Raw genomic sequence first — 24,657 nt, 5'->3', positions numbered from 1 at the left:
GCCCAGAAATTCTGAAAAGGAGCAGAGATGACGCATTGCATCCTGTTGGGCGCACCGGTCGACGAAGGGCAGCGCCGCCTTGGCTGTCTGATGGGGCCTGCGGCCTATCGCGTGGCCGGCCTGGCAAACACCATGACCTCGTTGGGGCATACCGTCGAAGATCGCGGCGATGTGGTCCCGGCCGAGCCTGCGGGCGAAACCTGCAGCAACCCCGCCGTTCACCATCTGCCCGAAACCATTGCCTGGACCGCCGCCCTGCGGGAGGCGACACAGACCGCCATGGCCGACGGCATGCCGATCATCATGGGTGGTGATCATTCGCTGGCACTGGGATCTGTGGCAGGTGTCGCGGCCTATGCGGCCAGCGTCGGTCGTCCGCTGTTCGTGATCTGGCTGGACGCGCATAGCGATTTCCACACCGTCGAAACAACCACCTCGGGCAATTTGCATGGCACGCCGATGGCCTATGCAAATGGCCGTCCGGGATTTGACCCCTTCCCATCCTTCCCGGCCCCCGTCCCCGGCGAAAACATCTGCATGTTCGGTATTCGCAGCGTCGATCCGGCAGAGCACGAAGCAATGCAGCAAAGCGATATCGCGGTCAATGACATGCGGGTTCTGGACGAACAAGGCATCGTGGCGCCGCTGCGCACATTTCTTGAAAAGGTCCGTGCCGCAAATGGCATGCTGCATGTTTCGCTGGATGTCGACTTTCTGGACCCGTCGATTGCCCCGGCGGTTGGCACGACCGTTCCCGGTGGTACCACATTCCGCGAAGCCCATTTGGTGATGGAGCTGTTGCACGAATCCGGGCTGGTCACATCGCTAGATCTGGTCGAACTGAACCCGTTTCTGGACGAACGCGGCCGCACGGCCAAGCTGATGGTCGATCTGGTCGGCAGCCTGATGGGTCGCAAGGTTTTTGATCGTCCAACCCGCAGCTACTGAACCACTGACGGCCCTTTGACCACGACGGGGCCGCCAGTTGGGCTTGCCAATCCAGACCGGCTTGGGTAGCGACGATGAATAGGTCAAGGCAAGCCCTTAACCTTGCGGGCGTGGTGGAACGGTAGACACAAGCGACTTAAAATCGCTAGGGCCTGGCCCGTGCGGGTTCGACTCCCGCCGCCCGCACCACCTATGTCAGACGCCGTTATCCGATCCGTTTCGCAGCCGGTCCTGCCGATCGGCTGCGGCCATAGAGCAATGTGGGTGATGTATGCTTTGCCCGTATCTTGTTGGGCTTATCCCGCCAACTTGCGCACCGGATCGCCAAGGCGCACCTCTCCGTCGCGCTCGATCGAACACAGGATGCCCCGCAGGCGCAGTGGCATGTTATCCACGATCCAATCCTTGGCTGCAGCGCCATAGCGGGCCTTCCATTTCACGCAACCATCATTGAACACGTCAGACACACGGATGATGGCAGAACCGACCTGCAACAAGCTTCCCGCTGGCAGGTTTTCCTCGGACATATCCAGATCGCAAATGATTGGATCACCCGGATGCGGCGTGCCTTTGCGGTCGCGCCAGACCGTATCCATCACCCTCAACGGCAATATCGACACCTGAATTCGGGGATCGGGACGACCATCGGCCAGCTTCATCCAAGGCGCTGTCATCCAACGCTCGCCCGGAATGCCCTGATCGCGTGTCAGCGTCAGGTTATCTGGAAAGATGCGCAGATTATAGGCCGGGCGAAAGCACAGGCATTCAACCCTGCTGTCATCCTTGGGGGCTGCCAGAATATGCGGCATCGCCACGGCCAGTTCGTCAGGGGTGATGTGGTCTGTGGTCATGTCATCCTGATGGCTGAAGCGTGGCGGGTTCGCAATGCTTGGGGCAAATATGCCCCGCGACTGTTTTCGCGAGGCATAATTCTGCACAAACAACAGGCAGGCCGGTCAGGCGCGTTCGCTGTATTCCATCGTCTCGGTATGCACGACGATATCTTCGCCTTCGCCGACGAAGGGCGGGATCATCAGGCGCAGACCGTTATCCAGAATGGCTGGCTTAAAGCTGTTCGCAGCGGTCTGACCTTTGACGACAGGCTCGGTTTCCACAACCTTGCAAATCACTTTTTGCGGTAAGGCAACCGACAGCGGTTCATCGCCATAGTATTCGATTTTCGCAGTCATGCCGTCTTGCAGAAAGGGACGACGCTCGCCCAGAAGATCGGCGTCCAACTCGGTCTGCTCAAAGGTTTCGCTATCCATGAAAACCAGCTTTCCGTCGGTTTCATACAGAAATTGCTGGTCTTTGTTTTCAAGCGAGACACGCTCAACCTTATCTTCGCTGCGGAAACGCTCGTTCAGCTTGCGGCCATCGCGCAGGTTCTTCAGCTCGACCTGCGCGAATGCGCCGCCCTTGCCCGGCTTGACGTGGTTAACCTTGACCGCAGCCCACAGGCCGCCGTCATGCTCCAGAACATATCCGGGGCGGATTTCATTGCCGTTGATCTTTGGCATTCAAAAAACTCTTAGAGATTATGGGGATTTTAACCATTCCAACGTTGAATGATTTGGTCGCGAACCTATATCGACGGCTGACACCCAAGGCAACCAAATCGGTTTTCGGGTGTTGTCAAGTTACCCCGGTGGCGAAAACCTGCCGAAATAGACAGGTCGACATCAAAATTCTATGCTTTTTTGCACGTCATGCAGAATAAGCATGGCAGACATGCACGTGAGGGAATACCGAATCGCCGTCGTTTTCGTCTATTGCAGACGGCACCGTCGGAGAAACGGAAAATAAAACCAAGGGCTGACCAGCGGTCATCCCTGATGGCTTCGGCTTCTGCCGGGCCAAGTAAGAATGGACGAATGATATGCGCGATTTTGTTGACGGTTCGGCTTTTAATTTTGAACAAGGCCAGCGTGCTCGCAAGCTTTTTGCCGCTGTCGTCCTGGCTGCGCTGGATGACGCCATTGCGGATGACAAGAAATATGGCAACGGCCCTGAACAGATTGCCCGCTGGGCGCGTTCGCGCGACGGTCGTGAAGTGTTGTCCTGTGCTGGCATCGACCCGAATGAACGGGTTGTCAAAGGCTTGATGGAATTCGTGTCCAAGGGCGTTCGGACCTCGGTCGCGCTGTCGCGCGAAGAGAGTGAGCGGCGCATGGCCGCCGAAGCGGAAGAAGCCGAGGCCGCTTGATCTTCAGATTGATCCGATTTTACAGGCCGTCCCTTGGGACGGCCTTTTTGATTGCGAAATCATTTCATTACAGTCGCGTCACCACACGCCCTGCATAAAATTCATCGACATGATGAGCATGGCACAGTTCCGTTGCCGGCGTCATGACGGCCGCAGACGCAGCCGCTGCGCCAAGGGCAAGCGCTTCTTCGACCGACCAGTCACGAGCCATCGCCAGCACGAAACCGGCCACGAAACTGTCCCCCGCACCAACCGCGCTGACCACCTTCACCTGGGTCGCCTCGGCGTGCCATGCACCATCCGCGCCAGCGATCACCGATCCATCGGCACCGCGCGCGACGATCACCGATCTGGCCGCACCATCCCGCACCAGACTGGCCGCAAAGGCCGCACTATCGCTGCGCAGCGGCAGATCGCGACCCGCCAGTTCCTGCGCTTCATGGCTGTCCATGCGCAACACATCGACGGGCGTCGAAGACCCTGCCAACGCCCGCAACGCGTCGCCCGAGGTGTCCACCAGCAGCTTGGCCCGCCCGTCTTTCAAACGCACGGTCAACATCTGTTCAAACCCCGGGGCGACGCCCGGCGGATGAGAGCCAGAGACGACGACCCATCCCCCGACGCGCGCGGCCTCGGCAATTGCTGCCATGCTGTCGGCCAGATGCGCCTTGTGCCATTCGGGTCCCGGCAGAACAAAGCGAAACTGCCCGCCGGTCGCGCGATCCGTCACCGCCAACGATTGCCGGGTTTCGCCCGGCGCGGTCAGCCGCAGGATCTGCAACCCGTCGGATTTCAGCATTTCAGCGATGCGTGTGCCGGTCGCGCCGCCAAGCGCGACCATCGCGGTGGATTGGCCACCGATGATCTTGATGGCGCGGCTGACATTGATCCCGCCACCGCCGGGATCAACCACCGGCTTATCGCAACGCAGTTTCAGATCGGGACGCACCTCATCGGCTGCCGTCGACAGATCAAGTGCCGGATTCAATGTGACTGTTAAAATCGGCTGCTGTTCGATCATTCCCACCATCTGTCGATCTTCGCGATGTCATCATCGGACCAGCCAAAGTGATGGGCCAACTCATGAACAACAACATGGTTCACCAATTCGCCAAGACTGACATTGCCGCGCGCCGCCCATTCGTCCAGTAGTGGACGACGGAACAGCCAGACGATATCCGGTCCACCGGGTTGATCCGAAACGGATTTTTCCGTGACGGGGATACCGTCATACAGACCTGTCAGGTCGAAGGGATCGTCGATCTGCATTTCGTCCAGCAAATCTTCGGGGGCGAAATCTTCGACACGAATGGCCACGTCGCGCGCAAGGGCCGCGAATTCGGCAGGCAGCGCTTCCAGCGCCGCGCGGGCCATCGCTTCGATTTCAGCCTCGGTCGGGGCCTTCTTGGTGGTCAAATCGCTCATCCGCGCCTCCTGCATACCGCCCTTGATATGGACAAAAATCGCAGTCTGTGAAAGAGCAACCGGCAACAGGAGACGCCTCATGACCACCACCCGCTTTGCACCGTCACCCACAGGCCATATCCACGTCGGCAACCTGCGCGCCGCGTTGTTCAACTATATGATCGCGCGCAAGGCCGGGGGCACCTTCATTCTGCGTCTGGACGATACCGATCGGGAACGCTCGAAAGAAGAATATGTCGATGGCATCAAACGCGATCTGGAATGGCTTGGCCTGACCTGGGACCGGGTCGAGCGTCAGTCGTTGCGGCTGGACCGCTATGCCGAGGTCGCAGATCAGCTTCGCGCCAGCGGGCATCTGTATGAGGTGTTCGAAACCCCGACCGAGCTGGACCTGAAGCGGAAAAAGCAGCTGAACATGGGCAAGCCGCCGGTCTATGACCGCGCTGGCCTGAACCTGACGGACGCTGAAAAGGAAAAACTTCGTGCCGAGGGGCGCGAGGGATACTGGCGATTCAAGCTGGATCAAGAACGGATCGAGTGGAAAGACGGCATTCTGGGCGATATTTCCATCGACGCTGCATCGGTCAGTGATCCGGTGCTGATCCGCGCTGACGGTCAGGTGCTGTATACCTTTGCCAGCGTGGTCGATGATGTCGATATGGGCGTCACGGATATTGTTCGCGGCGCCGATCACGTCACGAATACCGCGACGCAAATTCAGATCATCAGGGCCATGGGCGGCAATGTTCCGAACTTCGGCCATCACAGCCTGTTGACCGGCGCCAAGGGCGAAGAGCTGTCAAAGCGTATCGGCGCCCTGTCGATCCGCGATCTGCGCGAATCCGGTGTCGCCCCCGAAGCGTTGGTGTCGATGATGGCCCGGCTTGGTTCCAGCCAGCCGGTCGAACTGAAGATGACCCTTGAGGAATTGGCGGATGGCTTCGATCTGTCGCATTTCGGTGCATCGCCCACGAAATTTGATGCCGAAGACCTGTGGCCGCTGACGCGAGAGCGGAACCAGCATTTGCCCTTCGATGCGGTCAAGGATCGCATCGCGGCGTTGGGCGTGCCGGACGATCTGGCCGAACGCTTCTGGAAGGTTGCGTCGCAAAACATCACCCGGCTGGATGATCTGTCGGCATGGTGGACGATCTTCAGCCAAGGTGCCGAGCCGCAGATTGCAGCCGATGATGCAGACTTCATTGCCGAGGCGATGAAACTGCTGCCGCCGCCGCCTTATTCCGACGCCACCTGGGGCGAGTGGACCGCGCAGGTGAAAGAGGCGACGGGCCGCAAGGGCAAAAGCCTGTTCATGCCGCTGCGCAAGGCGCTGACGGGTCAGGCACATGGTCCCGAAATGGCGGATGTGATGCCGCTTTTGCAAGTGGTTCGCGCCCGCGGTTAAGGGCGAACGTCATGTCGATCCAAAAATGGCAGGTGGCGTCAATCGCCCCTGCCATTTTTCATTGCCTTATCCGGGTTCGTCCTGCGGCAACCCAAGACGACTTTCTGCAGCATTCCAGAAAAAAGGTGCAGAAAAGCGCTTGACGCTACCTGCCCCCTCCCTTAGATCGCTCGCACCCGTGGCGGAGTAGCTCAGTTGGTTAGAGCAGAGGAATCATAATCCTTGTGTCGGGGGTTCAAATCCCTCCTCCGCTACCATTTCTTTCGATGACCAATGCAGATCAAACCTGACGCCCTGCCGTCTGATGATCCTTGCGCTGCCCGACCAAGGGCTTCGGCTGTCGCCGCCCGCTGTCGCCGCCCGATAGATTTAGTCAAACAGATCCAACTGGGCGTCGTCTCGTGGCTCTTCATGGTCAAAACCGGACAGGGTGATCCCCAGCAGACGGGCGCCGCGCGGGTCGGGCAGGACAAGGGTCGCAAGCTCATGCGCGATGGATAGCAATTCCTGCTCTGAGCCGACCGAATGATGCAGCGTGCGGGCGCGGGTGACTTGCTGAAAATCCGCGAACTTGACCTTCAATGTCACCGTTCGCCCCTGCAATTCATGCTTGCTGACATGCCGCCAGACCTTGTCGGCAAGCGGGGCCAGTGCCTGATAGCATTCATCCAGCGTCATCAGATCGGTGAAATAGGTATTCTCGGCGCCGACCGATTTGCGAATACGGTCAGGCCGCACCTGCCGGTGGTCAATCCCACGAGAGATATTCCAGTAATATTGCCCCGACTTGCCAAAGCGGCGGCGCAGAAACTCTAATTCCTGCGCGCGCAGGTCCGCGCCGGTATGGATGCCCATGGCGTTCATCTTTTTCACGGTCGCTGGGCCTACGCCGTGAAACTTGCCGACGGACAGCGACAGCACGAAATCCGGCCCTTTGTCGGGCGTGATGACGCATAGCCCATCCGGCTTGTTCTGATCCGAGGCAAGCTTCGCCAGAAACTTGTTATAGCTGACGCCCGCGCTGGCCGTCAGTTGGGTTGTCTCCTTGATCCGGGCGCGGATTTCGCGTGCCACCTGCGTCGCGGTCTGGCCGGGCCACAGGTGGTCGGTCACGTCCAGATAAGCCTCGTCCAGCGACAGCGGCTCGATCAGCGGCGTGTAATCGGCAAATATGTCGCGGATCTGCCCGCTGACAGCACGGTAAACGTCAAAGCGATGCTTGACGAAGATCAGATCGGGACAAAGCCGCGCCGCCGTAACCGACGGCATGGCAGATCGCACCCCGAACACCCGCGCCTCGTAACTGGCCGCCGCCACCACACCACGCAGGCTTGACCCGCCCACGGCCACCGGCTTGCCGCGCAATTCGGGATGATCGCGCTGCTCGACCGACGCGTAAAAGGCATCCATGTCGATATGGATGATTTTACGGTAGGATGTGATGGAGTGGTGCTGCATGATGCGAAGTTACAGCAGAGTGGCTGCGGCGTCGCGGAAGATTTGGGGCCACCCTAAGCTGGCTTGTCCCGGGCCGTCTCGCGCGGCACGCTTCGTCAGAGCAATTCGCGGCCTGACCCCTAGCCACCATTGGGCACCGAGGCTTGGTTTTCAGCAGAACAACGTCCCTCAGCATAGTAATGAGACGAAATAGCAAGCTCACCCCCAGTGCTGCCAAGTTGAATGACGACGCCAACGCCGTCCTTCACCGGGAACCGGGCATCAATATTCGAAATTCGTATGGATCCCGTCGCGAACGTCACAATCTGCACACTCGGTTGCCCGCGTTCGCGCTGATGTTCGAAGACCGTCCGTGCGAATTGGTCGACATCACCGGGTATGCTCTGACTTATCCCACCTACAATATTGTCACAAACGTGCAGACCGATCTTCTGATCCCAGACAATCCAACTGGACGGCTGCTCCGCAGACAGGGAAACGAGTTTCCAACCTTGGGAAGCCGCGTGATGTTTAGCCTCATCAAGCGAACTTCCCGGACGGAAGCCTCCGGGCAGGCTCATCTCTTGCGCGACTCCTTGGGTGAGGCCAATGAACGATACGGTCGCAGCGATGGCAGCAATCTTCCGCAGGCGCAGAAACTTGGGCATGGTGACTACGCTTCCTTCCTGCTGACGATCTTTCAGCGACCTTTATCTGGTTGCACCTTTGGTTCAGAACGCTGACGCCCCACAGATCAGGCGTTTTTCGGGTGCAATCACCCCTCAAACACCCGCGCCTCGCCCGCCATCATCCCCTCGCCCACGCGGTCAAAGCGCAGATAGGCGATGGCGTGATCGCCCGATTGAGTGAAAAGCGTCCCGACCTCTTTTCCGTCGCGGGTGATGGGGGTGCCGGTGGGGGCGTGGCCGTCGACACGGACCGTCCGCAGCCCTTTGCGCAGCTCGGTCTTGTGCTTCATGCGGGCGGTGACTTCCTGTCCGACATAACAGCCTTTGCGGAAATCGACGCCGTGCAGGCGGTCGAAACCGGCTTCCAGGATATAGGTATCGCTGGGGATCAACTCGACCAGCGTTTCAGGGATCGTATGCTGCACGCGAATAGCGTCGAAATCGGTGCCGTCATCCCCCTGCCCGCCATAAAGCCGCCAGCCAAGCGCGTCATGGCGCGGGTCGGTGATCGCGCCCTCCGGCGTGGGGCCGGTGCCACGGGCAACGGTCATATCGGTTGGCTCGATCTGCACCTTGGAGCGCAGCTTATACATCGACAAGCGGCGGATCAGGTTATCGGCCAGATCTGCGTGAACGTCGATCAGCAGCGCATCGCCATCGGGTATGATCAGGAAATCGGCCAGATATTTGCCCTGCGGCGTCAGGATAGCGGCCCAAACGGGGATCTTCGTGACGTCATTCGTGACCAGACCTTGCAGGAAGTCGATGCGATCTTCGCCGGTGATGCGGATGATGCGGCGGGTCATTGGCTGTCTCCGAATTGCAGGGCGACCAGACGGGCATAGATGCCGTCCTTTGCCATCAACTGGTCATGGCTGCCCTGTTCGACAACCCTGCCGGCCTCGATCACCACGATCTTGTCGGCGTTGCGGATGGTGGACAGGCGGTGCGCGATGACCAGCGTGGTGCGACCTTGGGACAGGTTGACCAACGCATCCTGAACCAGACGTTCGCTGGCGGTGTCCAATGCGCTTGTCGCCTCGTCCAAAAGCAGGATAGGGGCGTCACGCAGCACGGCACGGGCAATGGCAATCCGCTGGCGCTGCCCCCCCGACAGGGCCGAGCCACGCGGCCCGGCTGAGCTGTTCAGACTGCGGGTCGTGCCATCGACAAAATCGCTGACATGGGCCGCATCCATCGCACGTTGCAGCGTCGCGTCATCCGCCGAAGGGCAGCCCATCAACATATTGTCCCGCAGCGTTTCATCGAACAGGGCAGATTCCTGTGCCACGGTTGAAAACTGGTCGCGCAGCACGGCAAGATCGTAATCCTGAACCGGCACGCCGCCCAGCAGCACCAGTCCCTTGTCGGGATCGGCCATGCGGGTCAGCAGGTTGAAAACAGTGGATTTCCCCGCCCCAGACGGACCAACCAGAGCTGTCGTCTGCCCCGCTTCCGCCGTGAAAGTCAGACCGTTCAGCACTTTCTGATCATCATAGGCCAGCCAGACATCGTCCAGCCGGATCGAGGTGTTGTCGGGCGGCTCTTTCCGCGGGCCTGAGGTGATGGCGGGCGTAGTGTCAAAGACCTGATAGATGCGTTCCAGGCTGGCCGCTGCGGTCTGCCACGTCCCGGCAAGACCGCCCAGACGACGCATCGGCTGAAAGGCCAGCGCAAGGGCCGTAAAGAAGGACATGAAATCGCCGACGCTGCGTTCGCCCTCCATCACCTCGCGCCCGCCAAGCAACAACACGGCGACAAAACCGATGCCGGTCACGATGTCGGTCAGCGCAGGCATCAGGCTGGACATGGCCGCGACCTTGACCTCGGACTGCCGGATACGGGCGACGATCTGGGCGAAACGGCGGGTCTGATCCTCTTCCGCGCGGTTCAGGCGGATCGAGTTTACGCCGTGCATCACCTCATCCAGACGGGTGGCGCGGGCGCTGGCATTGGCGCGGTTCTGACGCATTTTACGGCGGATGTAACGCTGCACCATCGTCGCGGGCAGAATCAGGATGGGCGCACCGATCAACGCCGCCGCGGTCCAGACCGGATCAATCGAAATCGCGACAGCGAAAAGCATGATCAATGAGATGACGTCGCGGGTCGTGCTGGTGATAATGGTGGACCAGACCCCCTGAACCGCAATCGTATCCCCTTGAATACGTTCGATCATCGCGCCCGGAGGATTGTCACGGAAAAATTTTCCGTCAAGTGTCAGGATATGCGCCAGCAGGTCGGTCTGCATCTGCGTCGAGATGCCCAGCGAAATACGGCTAAGCAGCGACCGACTGGCCACCAATGTCACCGCCCGCAGCAGGAAGATGCCGAAAATCGCCCCGCCAACCCACCAGATCGCGCCGGTTTCCTTGCCGATGAAAACCCGGTCGAACAAGGGTTTCAACATCCACGAAATCAGCGCAAGGGTTGACCCCTCCAGCGTCATCAGGATGAAGGCACCCAACATGCTGCCACGATGCATGCGCAAGTAATCGTGCCACAACCTGCGAAACAATTGGGCGGAGTTATCAGGCTGGGTCACGTGCTGCTAAGCCCTTCATGGCTGTCGTCAATCTGGGACAGACTTAGCCCGGACCGGGCATGGGCGGCAAGGTAGGTGCGTCTTGGTCTGCGCGCAGACAGATATGCAGACAGATATCTGGCCGGTCGTCCATCCCCTCACCACCGCCATCGGCCCATTCGACCGATCCATCATTACTGCCTTTGGCCGCCTTGCAAAATTCAGCTCCGCGACGTCACTGGATCTGGTGCGGTTTTTTGTGGCCCCCGCATTGAAGACGCGTCAGTGACCGCAACTTTCTGGACACAAGAACATCGATGGTAAGCCGATATCGGCGGCCAGCAAGGTAAAGGCCAGAACTGTTTGCCCGATCACAAATTCCGGTGACGTTGTAAAAGCAAAAGGAAGCAAGGGGCTAGACCCGTTGACCTTGGCCTGGGACCGGCATACCGCTTCTGGTATCAGTCAAAGGACAGTCAGCATGAGCCTTGCCGCCGGTTATCCCATGATCGCCATTCCAGGGCCCTCACCCCTGCCGGAACGCGTGCTGCGTGCGGCGCATCGGGTGTCGCCCGATATCTACGGCACGGACCTGGCCGAGATGAACGTCAGGGTGATGGGACAGTTGAAACGGCTGGCCGGAACGGAAGCTCATCTGGCACCATATATCGGCAATGGCCATTCCGCGTGGGAGGCGTCGGCCGCGAATATGTTCCATCGCGGCGATCATGCGCTGGTCATTACATCGGGTCATTTTGGCCGCTCATGGGCCGAACAGGTCAGCCAGATGGGCGTCATCGTCGAGACGCTGGATTGCGGATCATTGCCACCCGACCCCGGCGTTCTGGCCGAACGTCTGGCGGTGGACCACGACCACGTCATCAAGGCGGTGATGGTCTGTCAGACGGATACGGCAAGTGCCTGCATGGCCGACATTCCCGCGCTGCGTGACGCCATGGGCGATCATCCCGCGTTGCTGGTGGTGGATGCCATCGCGTCATTGGGTTGTGCGCCGTTGATGATGGATGACTGGGGCGTCGATGTGTTGATTTCCGCCAGTCAGAAAGGGTTGATGTGCCCGCCCGGCGCAGCCTTTGTCTGGTTTTCGGACAAGGCTGCAATGCGGGGGCGGACCGATCTGACGACACCGTATTGGGACTGGCATTTGCGGGCCAACGCCAGCCCGGATGCCCTGTGGCGATATTGGGGTGGCACGCCCCCGGTGCAGTTGATCTTTGCGCTGGACGAGGCATTGCGGATGATCCTTGACGAAGAAGGATTGATCGCAACCTGGGCGCGGCACGCCGCTTTGGCCCGCGCGGTCTGGGCCGCGGGCGACGCCTGGGGCGTTGGCGATACCGGCATCAGGCTGTCAGTTGCCGATCCGGGTGCGCGTGCCGCGTCGGTCACGGCGATGAAGCTGCCGGGGGCAGAGGCGTTGCGGGCATGGACAGCGGAACAATGCGGCGTGACGCTGGGCGTCGGTCTGGGCGCGGAGGATCCGGCCAATGCGCTGCGCGTCGGGCATATGGGCCATTGCAACGCGGCGATGATCCTTGGCGTGCTTGGGGCTATGCAGGCAGGCATGGTGGCGCTTGACATTCCGCATGGACCGGGGGCGCTGGATGCCGCCGCTCGCGTGATTGCAGAACCTGCGTAGGGTGGACGCGCGGCGACCCTCGACGGTCACCGCGCAATCAGATCATTCGGTCTTGGCGGGTTCGTCGGCCCCCTTGGCTTCGTAACCGTTCTTGACCAGCCACTCATTCATCCATTTGATCTCAGCTTCCTGAGCGGTGATGATTTCCTGCGCGAGGTTGCGGATTTCGGGATCTTCGCCATGTTCCAGCACAACCTTGGCCATGTCGATCGCGGCCTGATGGTGCGGGATCATGCCGATGACAAAGTCAGCATCTGCATTGCCGGTCGGCTCGACCGCCATATCTTCGTGCATCTTTTCCATCGCCTCGGCATAGCCCTGGGTGGCAGGGTTGGTGGCCGCGTCGGCTGGCGCTGCTTGGGTCATGGCGTCCATGTCGTGACCGCTGTGATCCTGACTGGCGTCCTGCGCATAGGCCCCGCAGGCCAGCGCGAACAAGATCGGGCTAAGCCCCGTTGCGCGAAGAATTGCCTTGGTCATCTGCGACCTCCTTATCCGAACAGAGAACGATTTCCTTGCCTTAGTAGGCATTGTTAACACACGGAATGGAAATCACATTTCGGATAGACATTTGTGTTCAGACAGCGGGAAAACGCAGGATGGCTACGGTGCTGTTGCCATAACGACGCTGGTCGATCAGCAGCAGTTGGGAGGGAACCAGAGGCGGGTTCGCCTCTTCCCAGACGATGGTGGCACCGGGGGCGATCCACCCCCCTTGAAGCGCAGATACGATAGCCCGTTCGCCAAGTCCCAAAGAATAAGGCGGATCGAGGAAGACCAGATCATAGGCCCGCCCATGCATTTCGCCCAGCCGCGTGGCATCACGCCGCCAGATATCGGTGACGGCCGTGGCTCGCGCTTTTTCCACATTGCTGCGGATGAGGGCGCGGGATTTCACGCCATTATCGACAAAGGCAACATGTCCAGCACCGCGCGACAAAGCCTCTAACCCCAAGGCTCCGGTGCCGGCAAACAGGTCCAGCACCCGCGCGCCGGGCAGCGGGTTTTGCGGCAAGCTGTTGATCAGAAGATTGAAGATGGATTCGCGCACGCGGTCAGTCGTTGGCCGCAGATGCGCGTCCATATCCCCTTCGCCGATATCTGCCAGTTTCAGGCCGCGCAGATTGCCGCCGACGATCCTCATGCCTGCACGCGACCGGGGGCTGTCTGCCCCCGGACCCCCGAGGATATTTGCAGACCAATGCAGGACATTACAAAAGCGCCTTCAGATCTGGGGTGGTGGGGATGAGGTCGGGATCGGGGGACTTGCCGCTTTCGATCAGGCGCTTGCCGATCATATAGGCGCGGGCATCGTTCAGCGCGTCTACCGCGATCAGTTTACTGTCGCGATAATACCAGACAGACCCGCCATGGGCCGCATCACCGGGGCGTGTGACAATTTGATCATAGCCCGTGCAAAGACCTGCAATCTGAAGTTTGGCGTCGAATTGATCGGACCAGAACCACGGCTTTGCAAGATAAGGTTTATTTGCGCCAAGGATGTTGTCGGCGACCGCTTCGGCCATGTCGATGGCATTGCCGACGCTTTCCAGACGATGCCGCGCGCCCTGCCATGGAAAGCTGGCGCAATCGCCCGCAGCCCAGATCGCGGGATCAGAGGTGACTCCGTATTCATTGGTCGCAATGCCGTTCTGGATTGTCAGGTCCGCCGCCTTGGCGAGCGCCGTTTCGGGGGTGATCCCGATGCCTGTGACAATGATGTCGGCCGGCAGCCGGCTGCCGTCGGCCAGTTCGACGCCGGTCGCACGGTCGGTGCCGGTGATCCGCGCAATCTGGACGCCTTCGCGGATAACGGTCCCATGGGCGCGGTGCAGGTCGCGGATCATGTCGGCTGTCTGGGGCGCCGCGACGCGACCAAGGATTCGAGGTGCGGATTCCAGCAGCGTGACGTCAAGGCCCAGTTTGCGGGCAACCGCTGCGCCCTCCAGCCCGATATAGCCGCCGCCGATCACGATCATATTCATACCGGGCCGGATGACCGAGGCCATGGCCTGCACATCTGCCAGATCGCGGATTGTGTAGACACCGGGAAGACTGCCGCCCAGCGATGCGGGCAGGCGTCGTGGCGTGGCGCCCAGGGTCAAGGCAAGCGTGTCATACGCTATCTGCCCGTGGGTGGTGGTGACGGTCTTGTTATCACGATCAATGCTGGTGACCGTTTCCGACAGGCGCAGGTCAACCCCATGATCCGCCCACCAGCTATCTCCGCGCAGCACCAGACGGTCCAGCCCCATTTCACCCAGCAGATAGGCCTTGGACAAGGGCGGACGTTGGTACGGGGCGACGGATTCGGCCCCGACGACCGTGATCGGGCCTGTATGTCCCTTCGTGCGCAGACGTGCCGCCATCGAGGTCGCGGCCTGCCCTGCCCCAAGGATCACAATGTGCATGGCCAGCCCCTTTCCGGTCTATGGCGTGTCGTCGGGCCGCACCCTATAGTCAGGCCGAATCCGTTGCAATTCAGGAGGACGTGGCATGACCATTGCTGCAGGCGACAAATTTCCGGCAGGCAATCTGCTGAAAGTAGGAGAGAATGGCCCCGAGGCGGTCGATACTGCCAGCCTGACGGGTCGCGTGGCGATCTTTGGCGTGCCCGGCGCGTTTACGGGCACCTGCACCAATGCGCATATGCCCAGCTTTGTGCGCACCGCCGATCAGTTTCGTGCAAAAGGCGTTGACCGGATCGTCTGTCTGACGGTGAACGATCCTTTCGTGGCCGATGCATGGGCCAAGTCGACCCGTGCTGATGCGGCCGGGATCGAGGTTCTGGCCGATGCGGATGGCAGCGTGACCAAGGCACTTGGCCTGTCCTTTGACGCGCCACCCGCCGGCCTGTTTGGTCGCACCAAGCGATTTGCCGGCCTGCTGAACAATGGCACGGTCGAGGTGCTGGATGTCGAAGAGTCCCCCGGTCAGTGCAGCGTCAGCGCGGGCGAAGCGCTGTTGGAAAAAGTCTGATACATTTCAGCAGGGGCGGTTCGACCGCCTCTGCTTCGTTCAACCCTTCTTGAAGGGTGTCCAATCGGCAAGGGCTTCGATTTCCTGCCCTATGGCCGCACGTTCCTGATCCAGATAATTTTCCAAGGCGCGCTGAAAGCCTTCATCCTGCACCCAGTGCAGCGAATGGATTGCAACCGGTTCGTATCCGCGGGCAAGCTTATGTTCGCCCTGTGCACCCGCTTCGACGCGGGCAAGGCCGTGGTCAATCGCGTAGTCGATCGCCTGATGATAGCACAGTTCGAAATGCAGGAAGGCGTGATTTTCCAGACAGCCCCAATACCGGCCATATAGTGTATCGACACCGATAAGGTTCAACGCCCCGGCGATTGGAAATCCGTCCTCTTCAGCCAGCACCAGCAGAATGTCGTTGCGCATGGTCTCATGGATGCGGTCAAAGAAGTCGCGCGTCAGATAGGGCCTACCCCATTTGCGGCTGCCGGTATCCTGATAGAATGCCCAAAAGGCGTCCCAATGTTCCGGGCGCAGATCATCGCCTGTCAGGTGCCGGATCTGGCCGCCGAAACCCTGGGCGCGTTCCCGTTCCTTGCGAATCGCCTTTCGCTTGCGCGAGGACAGAGCGGCAAGGAAATCGCCATAGGTGTGGTAACCCTTGTTCAGCCAGTGAAATTGTTGGGTTACGCGCGGCAGAAAACCAACCTCCTTGCCCAGAACCGCTTCTTCCGGGGTGCAGAAGGTCACATGCGCCCCCGAAGCCCCGCCACGATCTGCGACCTGCATCATGCCTGCCAGCAATGCCTGCTTCACCGTCGGATCATGGGCCAGCAAGCGTGCGCCGGTCGCGGGGGTGAAGGGCACAGCGCATTGCAGTTTCGGGTAATAGTTTCCGCCCGCCCGCATGAAGGCATCGGCCCAGGCGTGGTCAAAGATATATTCACCTTGGCTATGCGACTTTGCGTAAACCGGCGTCACGCCGACAATCTGTCCGTCCCGTTCGACGCTTAGGTGCAGCGGTTGCCAGCCCGTCCCGCGCCCGACCGAACCGGAATCCTCTAACGCGCGCAAAAAGCGGTGTGTGGTGAATGGGTTTCCATCGCCAAGTGCGTCCCAATCAGGGGCCGGAATGTCGGCGATGGAAGAATGCGTCGTCAGTGTCAGGGGTGCGGTCATGACGGTGAAGGTAGGCATTCGAAGCCGGATTGTCAGGGGGCACCGTATAACAATCCGCTGTCATGTCAGGCGGAAAAAATAACGAATGCTTATGGAATTGGATCAGATATCCGATGTGGCTTTGGTCAGGCGTTCAACTGGTCATAATGGCCGGACCGCCGCTTGATCCAGGCATCGTGAATGCGGGACGTGTGAAAGGCTTAACCCTCGGGAATAGTGAAGCATCACAACGTAATTTTACGGTCAATGCCGCATCAAGCATTATATGCCATGATCCGATTTTTTTTCGTCTTGCCCCTTTGGGTTTATTTTAACGAGAAGAATAGCCATGGCGATCAAGGCGCACGCAGAAACCGAAATGATGGACGTGTCGGCCGACAGCATTGACAAAGTATCGGCAGGCTTTCTGTTCTTGGGTCTGGGCTTGCTCAGCCCGATCTGCAGGCCACTGGTCCCGGTGAAACCGCTTTGCCAGCCCCCGCCTTGCAATCCTTGCGTCCCAAGCAATCCCTGCTGATTTCCTGGTGTGCAGATCATCAACATGAGTTGATTTTCAGGTTTCGGCCGGGGCATTCCTGTGCTTCGGTCGACGCCTGTTGCAGTTCAATTACCGCCCCCTTGATCTCATCATCCATTCCTTCAGCAAGTTCCGCGTCAACTCAGCAAAATCTGGATGATTATAAGATGATGCGTAATCCGACAGGCGATGCACGCTTGTCAGAATGTCTATGCGATCTGAATTGACCTTATTCCCGCTTAGTTCCTGATAATATGCGATCATCCTGCGGGTCAAATCCGGGTGGATCAGATTGGTGTGTTGCAAATCCCAATGCGGCGGCCCGATGCCCGCATCCGCAAAATCAAATACGCCGTTCAGCCGTCCTTGCTTGCGATCAAATGCCATATTCCAGCCGTGGCCGTCGAACCAGCTAAAGACCGTATCGTCTTCGAGCGGCAGCGATTGCCATGCTGCGACCACGCGCTTTGCCCAGTCATGCCAAGCCTTGGGCAAAAGCGGCAGCGTTTGCGCCAACAGATCATCCGCATTCGGCAGCTCTGCCACCATCGTCGCCCCGAAGCTCATCGCGATATCCAGCGGAACGCTGTGCAATTGCACATATAGACCAGCCAGGGTGCAGGCCAGTTCATCGCGGCGTCTGTCATCAAGTGCAGAATATTCGGTCGCGCCCAGCGTCCGACCGGGAATAAGCCTATGGCTTGAGAATAGCAGCAGCCCGTCATGAAGTTTCAAATCCGGCACCGTCATGTCGACGTAACTGCGGATCAAGGACAGCAACCCGGCCTCGTTGATCAGGCGAGAACGGGCGGTTTCGTGACGTGGAAAGCGAAATACATGTGTCGGCGATATGATGGCGACATTATCGAAGCCATTCGCCATGACATATGTTGGCGTGAACGCCGGAAACTCTTGGCTGATCGCTGCAATCGCGGCGGCCAAATCGAAATCAGCGGGAAGTTTGCAGGACTGCGGATCGGTCATCCTTTAGCGAACCACCTGCGACAGCATCCGGCGCCGTATGCTGTCGCAGCTCGATTTCATGCGCATCCCGGCAAACAGAACGCGACCCGACTGCATCACCGGACGGCGTCGTAGTGTTCGAAGGTGATGTTGTCGGCGATCTTTCGGGCCGCTGTCTCTTCTTCGGGGCTTAGGATCGTCCAGCACAGGATCGGATGACCCATTGCCTTGATCGCATCGACGCGGGGGTTCAGCAGATCGTCCTTGTCATGCGAAATGAACGAGGCACCGGACCGGTCAAACGCATTGATCGCGGCCAGGTCTGTGCGCTGGTCGTCACCAAGCAGCGGCCAGTCCTCGACCGGGAATGCACAGGTTGTCAGGCCAACCGGAATGGTCGGGGCGATATGATGGAACGCCTCGACCGCGTGCGGATTAAAAGACATGACGGCAACCGGGCCTTCATAATCTTTCAGTTCTGCGGCAACACGATCCTGCAAATCGCCGATGTTGGGGCCAAGGCGGCCATCCTGATCCTTGATTTCGATCAGCAATGGCGCTCTGCCCGCGACCAGTTCCAGCATCTGGGCGAGGGTCGGCACGGTTGCATCGGCATTCAGCAGACGCATATTCGCCAGCGCCTCTGGATCGAACGCGCGGATCATTCCCTGATCGCCGGTCAAGCGCTTCAGGTCATAGTCATGGAACACCATCGGCGTGCCGTCTGCGGCAGGCTGGATATCCATCTCGATCGCATAGCCCGCATCAATGGCGGCCTGCGCGGCGGCCAAACTGTTTTCGGGCTTGCCCGGTCCATGCAGACCCCGATGCGCAATCGGGGTCGAGACGAAGATTTCGGGTAATGCGGGCATCACTTCACCTCGAACACGGCGTCGACTTCGACGGCGACACCAAGGGGCAGCGATGGCGCGGAAACGGCGGCGCGGGCATGGCGGCCTGCATCGCCAAACACTTCGACCATCAGGTCAGAGCAGCCGTTCACCACCTTGGGCTGGTCGGTAAAATCGGCAGTCGAGTTGACGAAGCCGCCCAATTTGACGACGCGCACGACGCGGTCCAGATCTCCGATGGCGGCCTGCAGCTGCGCGATCAGCGCCAGACCGCAGCGGCGGGCCGCGGCCTGCCCCGCCGCGACATCCAGATCCGCACCCAGCTTGCCGGTAATCAGGCCATTTTCATTCGCGCTGATCTGCCCCGAAACAAAGACCAGATTGCCGCTTTGCACGAACGGCACATAGTTCGCGGCCGGTGCGGGCGCATCGGGAAGGGTGATGTTCAGTTCTTTCAGGCGAGCTTCGATGGACATGTGGCACCTTTGTCTGTGAATGCGGCACCGCCCCAATCAATGCGGTGCCGCCCTTACAGACCATTCAGGCGATCCCGCGTCAACGCAAGGTTTTCAGTGCCCCCGCCCAACGGGCCAGTTCAGGCAGCAGCGCATCGGCACTTTCGATCATGGGCATCGTCGGTTCCAGTTTGCCATTGACCAGATGCTGGAACACCATCGGCATGGCGACTTGTTCGATCATCGGCATCACCTTGAGCGTTGTCAGAATGGGCTTGGCCGACTGCGTGGCCCGAAGCCCGCCTGAAATGCCGCCATAGGACACAAAGCCGGCGGGCTTATAGGCCCATTCCATCACCAGATAATCCAATGCGTTGAAATAACTGGGCGGCGCGGTGAAGTTATATTCCGGCAGCACAAAGACGAAGGCGTCGGAATCGCGAACGATCGACGACCATTTCTTGGTATGATCGTGTTTGTATTGCTGCATCCGGGGATGCTTCGGCTCATTGTAAAGCGGCAGGTTCAGTTCGGCCAGATCGGTCAGGATCACCTCATCAAAACCCGAGGGGTTCTCTTTGGCGTATTCAAAGAACCAATCGCCAATGGGTTTGCCAATGCGACCGGGACGGGTCGAAACGATGATGACATTCAGCTTCATGGAAATCTCCTGACTTTACGGCACAGACATGCCGTTTTTTGGGCAGAAGAACAACGCGATTTGCGCGGTCAGGCAACCAAAGCTTCGGCGCGTTTCAGATCGACGCTGACCAGCTGGCTGACCCCCTGTTCCACCATGGTCACACCAAACAGGCGATCCATCCGCGCCATGGTCACCGCATGGTGGGTGATGATCAGAAAGCGCGTGTCGGTGCGGGTGGTCATTTCGTCCAGCAGATCACAGAAGCGGCTGACATTGGCGTCATCCAGCGGCGCGTCAACCTCGTCCAGCACACAGATCGGGGCGGGGTTGGCAAGGAACACGGCAAAGATCAGCGCCAGCGCCGTCAGCGTCTGTTCGCCCCCGGACAGCAGGCTGAGGGTGCTCAGCTTCTTGCCCGGCGGCTGGCACATGATTTCCAGCCCGGCTTCCAGCGGATCATCGGATTCGACCAGAACCAGCCGCGCCTCTCCTCCGCCGAAAAGGCTGCTGAACAAGGTGCCGAAATTGGTGTTCACAGTCTCAAAGGCCGCCAGCAGACGTTCGCGGCCTTCGCGGTTCAGACTACCGATGCCTGCGCGCAACTTGCGGATCGCCTCTTCCAGATCGTTCTTTTCGGCGGCAAGGTTGTCGCGCTCGGCCTCAAGTTCTTGCTTGTCTTCATCGGCCCGCAGGTTGACTGCGCCAAGGGCATCGCGCTGACCGCGCAACCGGGCGATCTGATCTTCCAACGCATCTGCGGCAGTATCGGTGCTGACATCGCCCAACGTCGTCAACAATTCCTGTGGCGAGCCTTCGGTTTCCTCGCTGATCCGTGCGCGAGTAGCGGCTTCGGTATCACGCGCAGCCTCGGCCCGGGCTTCACGGGCAGCACGATGTTCACGGGCCTCGGACGCGTGACGTTCGGCGTCACGTTCCGCATGGGCGGCGGCGCGGGCGGCATCTTCGGCAGCGGATAATGCATCACGCGCCGCGGAAAGACGGTCATTGGCATCGTCCTCGCGGCCCGTCAGGCTGGCGCGGCGGTCGGCCAGAATTTCGGGCTGCGCCTGTGCCGTCACCAGCTCGTCACTGGCACCGTCGCGCCGGGCGGCCAGTTCGGCTGCGCGCGTTCCGGCCTGTTGCAGGCGTAACCGCCAGCCGGATTCTTCCTTCGCAATTTCCTGCAGACGTTTGATCCGGGCGTTCGCCTCGCGCCGCAATTCATCCAGCGCCGCACGGCGGGTCATGGTGGCGATCCGCGCGGCCTCGACCCCGGTGCGTGCATTTTCCACAGCGGCGGCAGCGTCCCCCCGGTCGGGCAAATCGGCCAGCGCACGTTCGGCTACGGTCAGGCGGGCATGCGCATCCGACGCATCGGCGCGGTGGCGGGACAATTCGCCCCGCGCGGATTCCATACGGCTGTTCGCCATCGCCAGATCAGATTCAGCGCGGGTCGCGGCGCGAGAGGCGTCGGAAAGAAGTCTTTCAGCTTCGCGACGGGCATCGCGGGCAGATTTTTCCGTCGCAATCACCTCTGCCAGCTGCGCCTTTGCCTCGTCATGCGCATCGACGGCGATGGCAACACGCGCCTGCATTTCTTCGGCCTGCGCGGTAATTTCGTTCAGTTGGTTCACCTTTTGCAGATGAAGCGCGGCCGAGGACGACGCCTCACCCGACATGACCCGCATTCCGTCCCAACGGAACAGATCGCCCTGCGCCGTAACAAGACGCTGGCCGGGCAACAGATCGGCCTGCATCGCGGCAGCGGTATCACAGTCGGCAATGATGCCAACCTGCGACAGGCGGCGCGACAATGCATCCGGTCCCGCCACATGTTGTGCCAAAGATTTTGCCCCGCCGGGCAACGGCTGCGGCGCGTCCCAACCGGGCAGGCTGTGCCAGCCGCTTTCGCCATCAGCGGCCAGACCGGCGCGCAGATCATCGCCAAGTGCGGCACCAAAGGCGACCTCATAGCCCTTGGCGACCTGCACCTTGTCAAGGATGGCCTTGCCATCCGATTGCCCGCGTTCGACCAGACGGCGCAACGCGGTCATTTCGGCATTCAACGCGCCCGCTTCGCCCTCGGCCTCGGATCTGGCAATCCGGGCGGTGGCTTCGGTTGCTTCGGCATCAGCACGGGCGGCTTCGGCATCTGCCAGCGCATCTTCCGCGGCTTCCGCGCGATTACCGGCGGCCTCTTGTGCCTGTTCCGACTGCCGCAGACTGTCTGCTGCAAGGTTTCCGGCTTCGGCAGCGCGATTGGCGGCCTCCTCGGCCTCGGTCGCGGCACGCTGGGCGCGATCAAGCATGTTGCGCAAATCTGCGACCAACCGTTCCGCCGATTGGTGGCGGGCGGCCAGGCGGGCGGATTCGTCAGTCAGTTCGGCCAGCCGCGCCTCGACCTCACGCAGGGCATCGGCGGCTTCGTCGGCCACATCACCTGCGATTTGCAGGCGTTCGTCATGGCCCTGCCCGGCTTTTTCCAGCTCGGTCTTTTCCCATGACAGCCGCTCGACCACGTCGCCCGCATCGCGGTTCAGCGCCTCTTCTCGTTCGATGTCGCGGTCAAGTTGGGCAATCCGCGCGGTCAGGGCGGTGATCGCCTCGGCGGCGCGGGCCTCTGCCTCGTCCAGCGCCTCGCGTTCGACGACGACGCGGGACAGGATCGCGGCGGCAACCTGTTCTTCTTCGCGCAGCGTGGGCAATGCGGATTCGGCAGCTTCGCGGCGGGCGGATGCCTCGCTTGCCGCTGTCGCGGTGGCTGCGGCAGCCTTGACCGCTGCGGCCAAAGCTTGGGCGGCGGCCAGCCGTGCGGCTTCGGCCTCGGCCCAACGGCGATACAGCAGCACGCCTTCCGCCAAACGCAGCGCGGCACCGATTTCGCGATATTTCGCCGCGGCACGCGCCTGACGGGCAAGTGAAGCGGCCTGTGTGGACAACTGATCCAGCGTATCATCGACCCGCGTCAGGTTGTTTTCCGCTCCGTTCAATTTCAACTCGGCTTCGTGGCGGCGCTGATACAAACCGCTGATACCTGCCGCTTCTTCCAGAATGCGGCGGCGATTTTTGGGCTTGGCGTTGATCAACTCGCTGATCTGGCCCTGTCGCACCAGCGCGGGCGAATGCGCCCCGGTCGAGGCATCCGCGAACAGCATCTGCACATCGCGCGCCCGCACATCACCGCCCCCGATCTTGTAGGCGCTACCTGCGTCGCGGGTGATCCGCCGCACGATGTCGAAATGGTCGTTCTCGTTGAACCCCGCAGGCGCCAGACGGTCACGGTTGTCGATGGTCAGTGTCACCTCGGCATGCGCACGGGCGGCGCGGCGCGTGGTGCCTGCGAAGATCACATCCTCCATCCCGTCACCGCGCATTGCCTTGGCACGGTTTTCCCCCATCACCCACCGAAGCGCCTCAAGCAGGTTCGACTTGCCGCAGCCATTTGGTCCGACCACACCCGTCAGCCCCTCACGGATGATCAGGTCCGTCGGGTCCACAAAGCTTTTGAAGCCGTTCAGGCGCAGGCGGTCGAAGCGCAAGGCAAAGTCCTCTCGTCATATCTGACAAGGATTGTCGCAAGCCGATGGGGTGAGTCAACCAAAACCGCAATATCTAGGAGGCAAATGCCAGTTATCCACAATATCCGACCCCTCGCCACAATATTTTTACGGTTTATGATGGGGCCATGATACCTGCGCTGTCCCTGATTCTTGCGTTCCAGCTTGTCGGTGAAGTTTTATCCCGACTGCTGAACGTGCCCCTGCCCGGTCCTGTGATCGGGATGTGCCTGCTGGTCGCGGCTTGCATCTGGCGTCCTTCACTGGCCGACAGGATGCGGCCCGTGACGCAAGTGCTGCTGGCAAACCTGTCGCTGTTCTTCGTGCCAGCGGGCGTCGGCGTGATCGCCCATATTCCGACGCTGCGCGAATATGGCTTCGGCCTAGCGGCCGCGATCATGGGATCGACCATTCTGGCCATCGCGACCGGGGCATGGGCCTTTTCACTGGTCGCCCGCTGGACGGGTGCAACCGATCCTTCGGCCATGAAGGACGATGGCAATGACTGATCCGGCGCTGATCTGGTCCTATCTGGCCGAAGGGCCGCTGCTGTGGCTGACCGCCACCCTGTTCGCCTATCTGATCGGCAATGCCTGTTTTCAGGCGGCAGGGCGGCAAAGCTGGGCCAATCCGGTGCTGATCGCGGTGATATTGCTGGCCATCCTGCTGGGTGTGACAGGCACAGAGTATCAGACCTATTTCGAAGGCGCGCAATTCGTGCATTTCATGCTTGGCCCGGCAACGGTTGCGCTGGCCATGCCGCTTTATGACAATCTGTCCCGCGTCCGGCGGGCGGCGCTGCCGATGCTGGCGGGTCTGGTCGTCGGATCGTCCGTGGCGGTGGTGTCGGCATTGGCGATTGCGCGGGCCTTCGGCATCAGCGGGCCTTTGCTGGCATCGCTGGCCCCGAAATCCACCACCGCACCCGTAGCCATCGGCATCGCGGAAAAAATCGGGGGGCAACCGACGCTGACGGCACTGCTGGTCCTGCTGACCGGCATTTTTGGTGCGATCATCGTGACACCCTTGCTGAACCTGCTGGGCGTCAAGGACTGGCGCGCCCGAGGGTTCGCCGTCGGCGTCGCAGCCCATGGTATCGGCACCGCCCGCGCGTTTCAGGTCAACGCCACGGCCGGTGCGTTTTCAGGCATCGGCATGGGGCTGAACTCGGTCCTGACCGCCATCATTGCCCCGATGGTGCTGCACCTGTTCGGTGGCTGAAACGAAC

The 24,657-nt window shown here is 60.5% G+C and carries 25 protein-coding genes and 2 tRNA genes; 9 read left to right on the top strand and 18 right to left on the bottom strand.

Going from position 1 to position 24,657, the window contains the following annotated elements; genetic code table 11:
- The first annotated feature begins 27 nt into the window (after positions 1 to 27).
- Positions 28 to 948 (top strand): arginase, encoded by a 921-nt coding sequence (gene rocF / locus H4P12_RS14760; protein WP_187794413.1) that lies wholly within the window; start codon positions 28 to 30, stop codon positions 946 to 948.
- A 104-nt stretch (positions 949 to 1,052) separates the two neighbouring features.
- Positions 1,053 to 1,137, top strand: a tRNA-Leu gene (locus tag H4P12_RS14755).
- A gap of 107 nt (positions 1,138 to 1,244) precedes the next feature.
- Here the strand turns inward: H4P12_RS14755 and H4P12_RS14750 are convergent.
- A complete protein-coding gene (locus H4P12_RS14750; RefSeq protein ID WP_187794412.1) occupies positions 1,245 to 1,799 on the bottom strand; it encodes an MOSC domain-containing protein in 555 nt (184 codons plus the stop codon).
- A 105-nt stretch (positions 1,800 to 1,904) separates the two neighbouring features.
- Complete coding sequence (efp, locus tag H4P12_RS14745; RefSeq protein ID WP_187794411.1) at positions 1,905 to 2,468, bottom strand: elongation factor P; 564 nt, start codon at positions 2,466 to 2,468, stop codon at positions 1,905 to 1,907.
- A 359-nt stretch (positions 2,469 to 2,827) separates the two neighbouring features.
- On the opposite strand from efp, the gene H4P12_RS14740 reads away from it, so the two are divergent.
- Positions 2,828 to 3,154, top strand: a complete 327-nt coding sequence (locus tag H4P12_RS14740; protein ID WP_042251710.1) for a DUF6280 family protein — start codon at positions 2,828 to 2,830, stop codon at positions 3,152 to 3,154.
- A 67-nt stretch (positions 3,155 to 3,221) separates the two neighbouring features.
- Here the strand turns inward: H4P12_RS14740 and H4P12_RS14735 are convergent, their stop codons facing one another.
- A complete protein-coding gene (locus tag H4P12_RS14735) occupies positions 3,222 to 4,175 on the bottom strand; it encodes a 1-phosphofructokinase family hexose kinase (protein ID WP_187794410.1) in 954 nt (317 codons plus the stop codon).
- Entirely contained in the window at positions 4,172 to 4,579 is a 408-nt protein-coding gene (locus tag H4P12_RS14730) for a metallopeptidase family protein (RefSeq protein ID WP_187794409.1), read from the bottom strand. The genes H4P12_RS14735 and H4P12_RS14730 overlap by 4 nt, the downstream gene beginning before the upstream one ends.
- 79 nt (positions 4,580 to 4,658) lie before the next feature.
- Here H4P12_RS14730 and gltX point away from each other — a divergent pair, with 79 nt between their 5' ends.
- Both gltX and H4P12_RS14720 read left to right on the top strand, forming a co-directional pair.
- Complete coding sequence (gene gltX, locus H4P12_RS14725; protein WP_187794408.1) at positions 4,659 to 5,984, top strand: glutamate--tRNA ligase; 1,326 nt, start codon at positions 4,659 to 4,661, stop codon at positions 5,982 to 5,984.
- Positions 5,985 to 6,164: 180 nt separating this feature from the next.
- Positions 6,165 to 6,241 (top strand) — tRNA-Met (locus H4P12_RS14720).
- 112 nt (positions 6,242 to 6,353) lie between these two features.
- On the opposite strand, the gene dinB is transcribed toward H4P12_RS14720, so the two are convergent.
- The 4 genes from dinB to H4P12_RS14700 all read right to left on the bottom strand — a co-directional run bounded on the left by dinB (position 6,354) and on the right by H4P12_RS14700 (position 10,580).
- On the bottom strand, positions 6,354 to 7,442 hold the full coding sequence (dinB, locus tag H4P12_RS14715; protein ID WP_187794407.1) for a DNA polymerase IV: 1,089 nt from the start codon (positions 7,440 to 7,442) through the stop codon (positions 6,354 to 6,356).
- A gap of 119 nt (positions 7,443 to 7,561) precedes the next feature.
- Positions 7,562 to 8,089, bottom strand: a complete 528-nt coding sequence (locus H4P12_RS14710; protein ID WP_187794406.1) for a hypothetical protein — start codon at positions 8,087 to 8,089, stop codon at positions 7,562 to 7,564.
- 107 nt (positions 8,090 to 8,196) lie between these two features.
- Entirely contained in the window at positions 8,197 to 8,916 is a 720-nt protein-coding gene (ygfZ, locus tag H4P12_RS14705) for a CAF17-like 4Fe-4S cluster assembly/insertion protein YgfZ (protein ID WP_187794405.1), read from the bottom strand.
- Complete coding sequence (locus H4P12_RS14700) at positions 8,913 to 10,580, bottom strand: ABC transporter ATP-binding protein (protein ID WP_187794557.1); 1,668 nt, start codon at positions 10,578 to 10,580, stop codon at positions 8,913 to 8,915. Before H4P12_RS14700 ends, ygfZ begins: the two co-directional genes overlap by 4 nt.
- Positions 10,581 to 11,115: 535 nt before the next feature.
- Between H4P12_RS14700 and H4P12_RS14695 the strand changes: the two genes are divergently transcribed.
- Complete coding sequence (locus tag H4P12_RS14695; RefSeq protein WP_187794404.1) at positions 11,116 to 12,294, top strand: pyridoxal-phosphate-dependent aminotransferase family protein; 1,179 nt, start codon at positions 11,116 to 11,118, stop codon at positions 12,292 to 12,294.
- 42 nt (positions 12,295 to 12,336) lie between these two features.
- Here the strand turns inward: H4P12_RS14695 and copM are convergent, their stop codons facing one another.
- The 3 genes from copM to H4P12_RS14680 all read right to left on the bottom strand — a co-directional run bounded on the left by copM (position 12,337) and on the right by H4P12_RS14680 (position 14,705).
- A complete protein-coding gene (gene copM / locus H4P12_RS14690; RefSeq protein WP_187794403.1) occupies positions 12,337 to 12,774 on the bottom strand; it encodes a CopM family metallochaperone in 438 nt (145 codons plus the stop codon).
- 97 nt (positions 12,775 to 12,871) lie between these two features.
- A complete protein-coding gene (gene rsmD, locus H4P12_RS14685) occupies positions 12,872 to 13,438 on the bottom strand; it encodes a 16S rRNA (guanine(966)-N(2))-methyltransferase RsmD (RefSeq protein ID WP_187794402.1) in 567 nt (188 codons plus the stop codon).
- Positions 13,439 to 13,505: 67 nt separating this feature from the next.
- Entirely contained in the window at positions 13,506 to 14,705 is a 1,200-nt protein-coding gene (locus tag H4P12_RS14680; protein WP_187794401.1) for an NAD(P)/FAD-dependent oxidoreductase, read from the bottom strand.
- An 85-nt stretch (positions 14,706 to 14,790) separates the two neighbouring features.
- Between H4P12_RS14680 and H4P12_RS14675 the strand changes: the two genes are divergently transcribed.
- On the top strand, positions 14,791 to 15,273 hold the full coding sequence (locus H4P12_RS14675; protein WP_187794400.1) for a peroxiredoxin: 483 nt from the start codon (positions 14,791 to 14,793) through the stop codon (positions 15,271 to 15,273).
- 39 nt (positions 15,274 to 15,312) lie between these two features.
- Here the strand turns inward: H4P12_RS14675 and H4P12_RS14670 are convergent, their stop codons facing one another.
- The 7 genes from H4P12_RS14670 to H4P12_RS14640 all read right to left on the bottom strand — a co-directional run bounded on the left by H4P12_RS14670 (position 15,313) and on the right by H4P12_RS14640 (position 23,411).
- Positions 15,313 to 16,461 (bottom strand): GNAT family N-acetyltransferase, encoded by a 1,149-nt coding sequence (locus H4P12_RS14670; RefSeq protein WP_187794399.1) that lies wholly within the window; start codon positions 16,459 to 16,461, stop codon positions 15,313 to 15,315.
- Positions 16,462 to 16,704: 243 nt separating this feature from the next.
- The gene (locus H4P12_RS14665) at positions 16,705 to 16,986 is read right to left on the bottom strand and encodes a hypothetical protein (protein WP_187794398.1); all 282 of its coding nucleotides are present in this window, start codon (positions 16,984 to 16,986) and stop codon (positions 16,705 to 16,707) included.
- A 64-nt stretch (positions 16,987 to 17,050) separates the two neighbouring features.
- Entirely contained in the window at positions 17,051 to 17,944 is an 894-nt protein-coding gene (locus H4P12_RS14660; RefSeq protein ID WP_187794397.1) for a phosphotransferase family protein, read from the bottom strand.
- A gap of 95 nt (positions 17,945 to 18,039) precedes the next feature.
- Positions 18,040 to 18,795, bottom strand: coding sequence for a glycerophosphodiester phosphodiesterase family protein (locus H4P12_RS14655; protein ID WP_187794396.1), 756 nt, complete (start codon positions 18,793 to 18,795; stop codon positions 18,040 to 18,042).
- Positions 18,795 to 19,250, bottom strand: a complete 456-nt coding sequence (locus H4P12_RS14650; protein WP_187794395.1) for a RidA family protein — start codon at positions 19,248 to 19,250, stop codon at positions 18,795 to 18,797. Before H4P12_RS14650 ends, H4P12_RS14655 begins: the two co-directional genes overlap by 1 nt.
- Before the next feature lie 79 nt (positions 19,251 to 19,329).
- On the bottom strand, positions 19,330 to 19,890 hold the full coding sequence (locus H4P12_RS14645; RefSeq protein ID WP_223115818.1) for an NADPH-dependent FMN reductase: 561 nt from the start codon (positions 19,888 to 19,890) through the stop codon (positions 19,330 to 19,332).
- 68 nt (positions 19,891 to 19,958) lie between these two features.
- Positions 19,959 to 23,411: an AAA family ATPase gene (locus H4P12_RS14640; protein ID WP_187794394.1), complete on the bottom strand. Its 3,453-nt coding sequence runs from the start codon at positions 23,409 to 23,411 to the stop codon at positions 19,959 to 19,961.
- Positions 23,412 to 23,557: 146 nt separating this feature from the next.
- Here H4P12_RS14640 and H4P12_RS14635 point away from each other — a divergent pair, with 146 nt between their 5' ends.
- Both H4P12_RS14635 and H4P12_RS14630 read left to right on the top strand, forming a co-directional pair.
- Positions 23,558 to 23,938, top strand: a complete 381-nt coding sequence (locus H4P12_RS14635; RefSeq protein ID WP_187794393.1) for a CidA/LrgA family protein — start codon at positions 23,558 to 23,560, stop codon at positions 23,936 to 23,938.
- Positions 23,931 to 24,650 carry an LrgB family protein gene (locus H4P12_RS14630; RefSeq protein WP_187794392.1) on the top strand — a complete coding sequence of 240 codons (720 nt, stop codon included), beginning with the start codon at positions 23,931 to 23,933 and terminating at the stop codon, positions 24,648 to 24,650. The genes H4P12_RS14635 and H4P12_RS14630 overlap by 8 nt, the downstream gene beginning before the upstream one ends.
- The last annotated feature ends 7 nt before the right edge of the window (positions 24,651 to 24,657 follow it).

The sequence above is a fragment of the Paracoccus amoyensis genome (assembly GCF_014490725.1).
Taxonomy (GTDB): Bacteria; Pseudomonadota; Alphaproteobacteria; order Rhodobacterales; family Rhodobacteraceae; genus Paracoccus; species Paracoccus amoyensis.
This window is presented reverse-complemented; position numbering and strand designations above follow the sequence as displayed.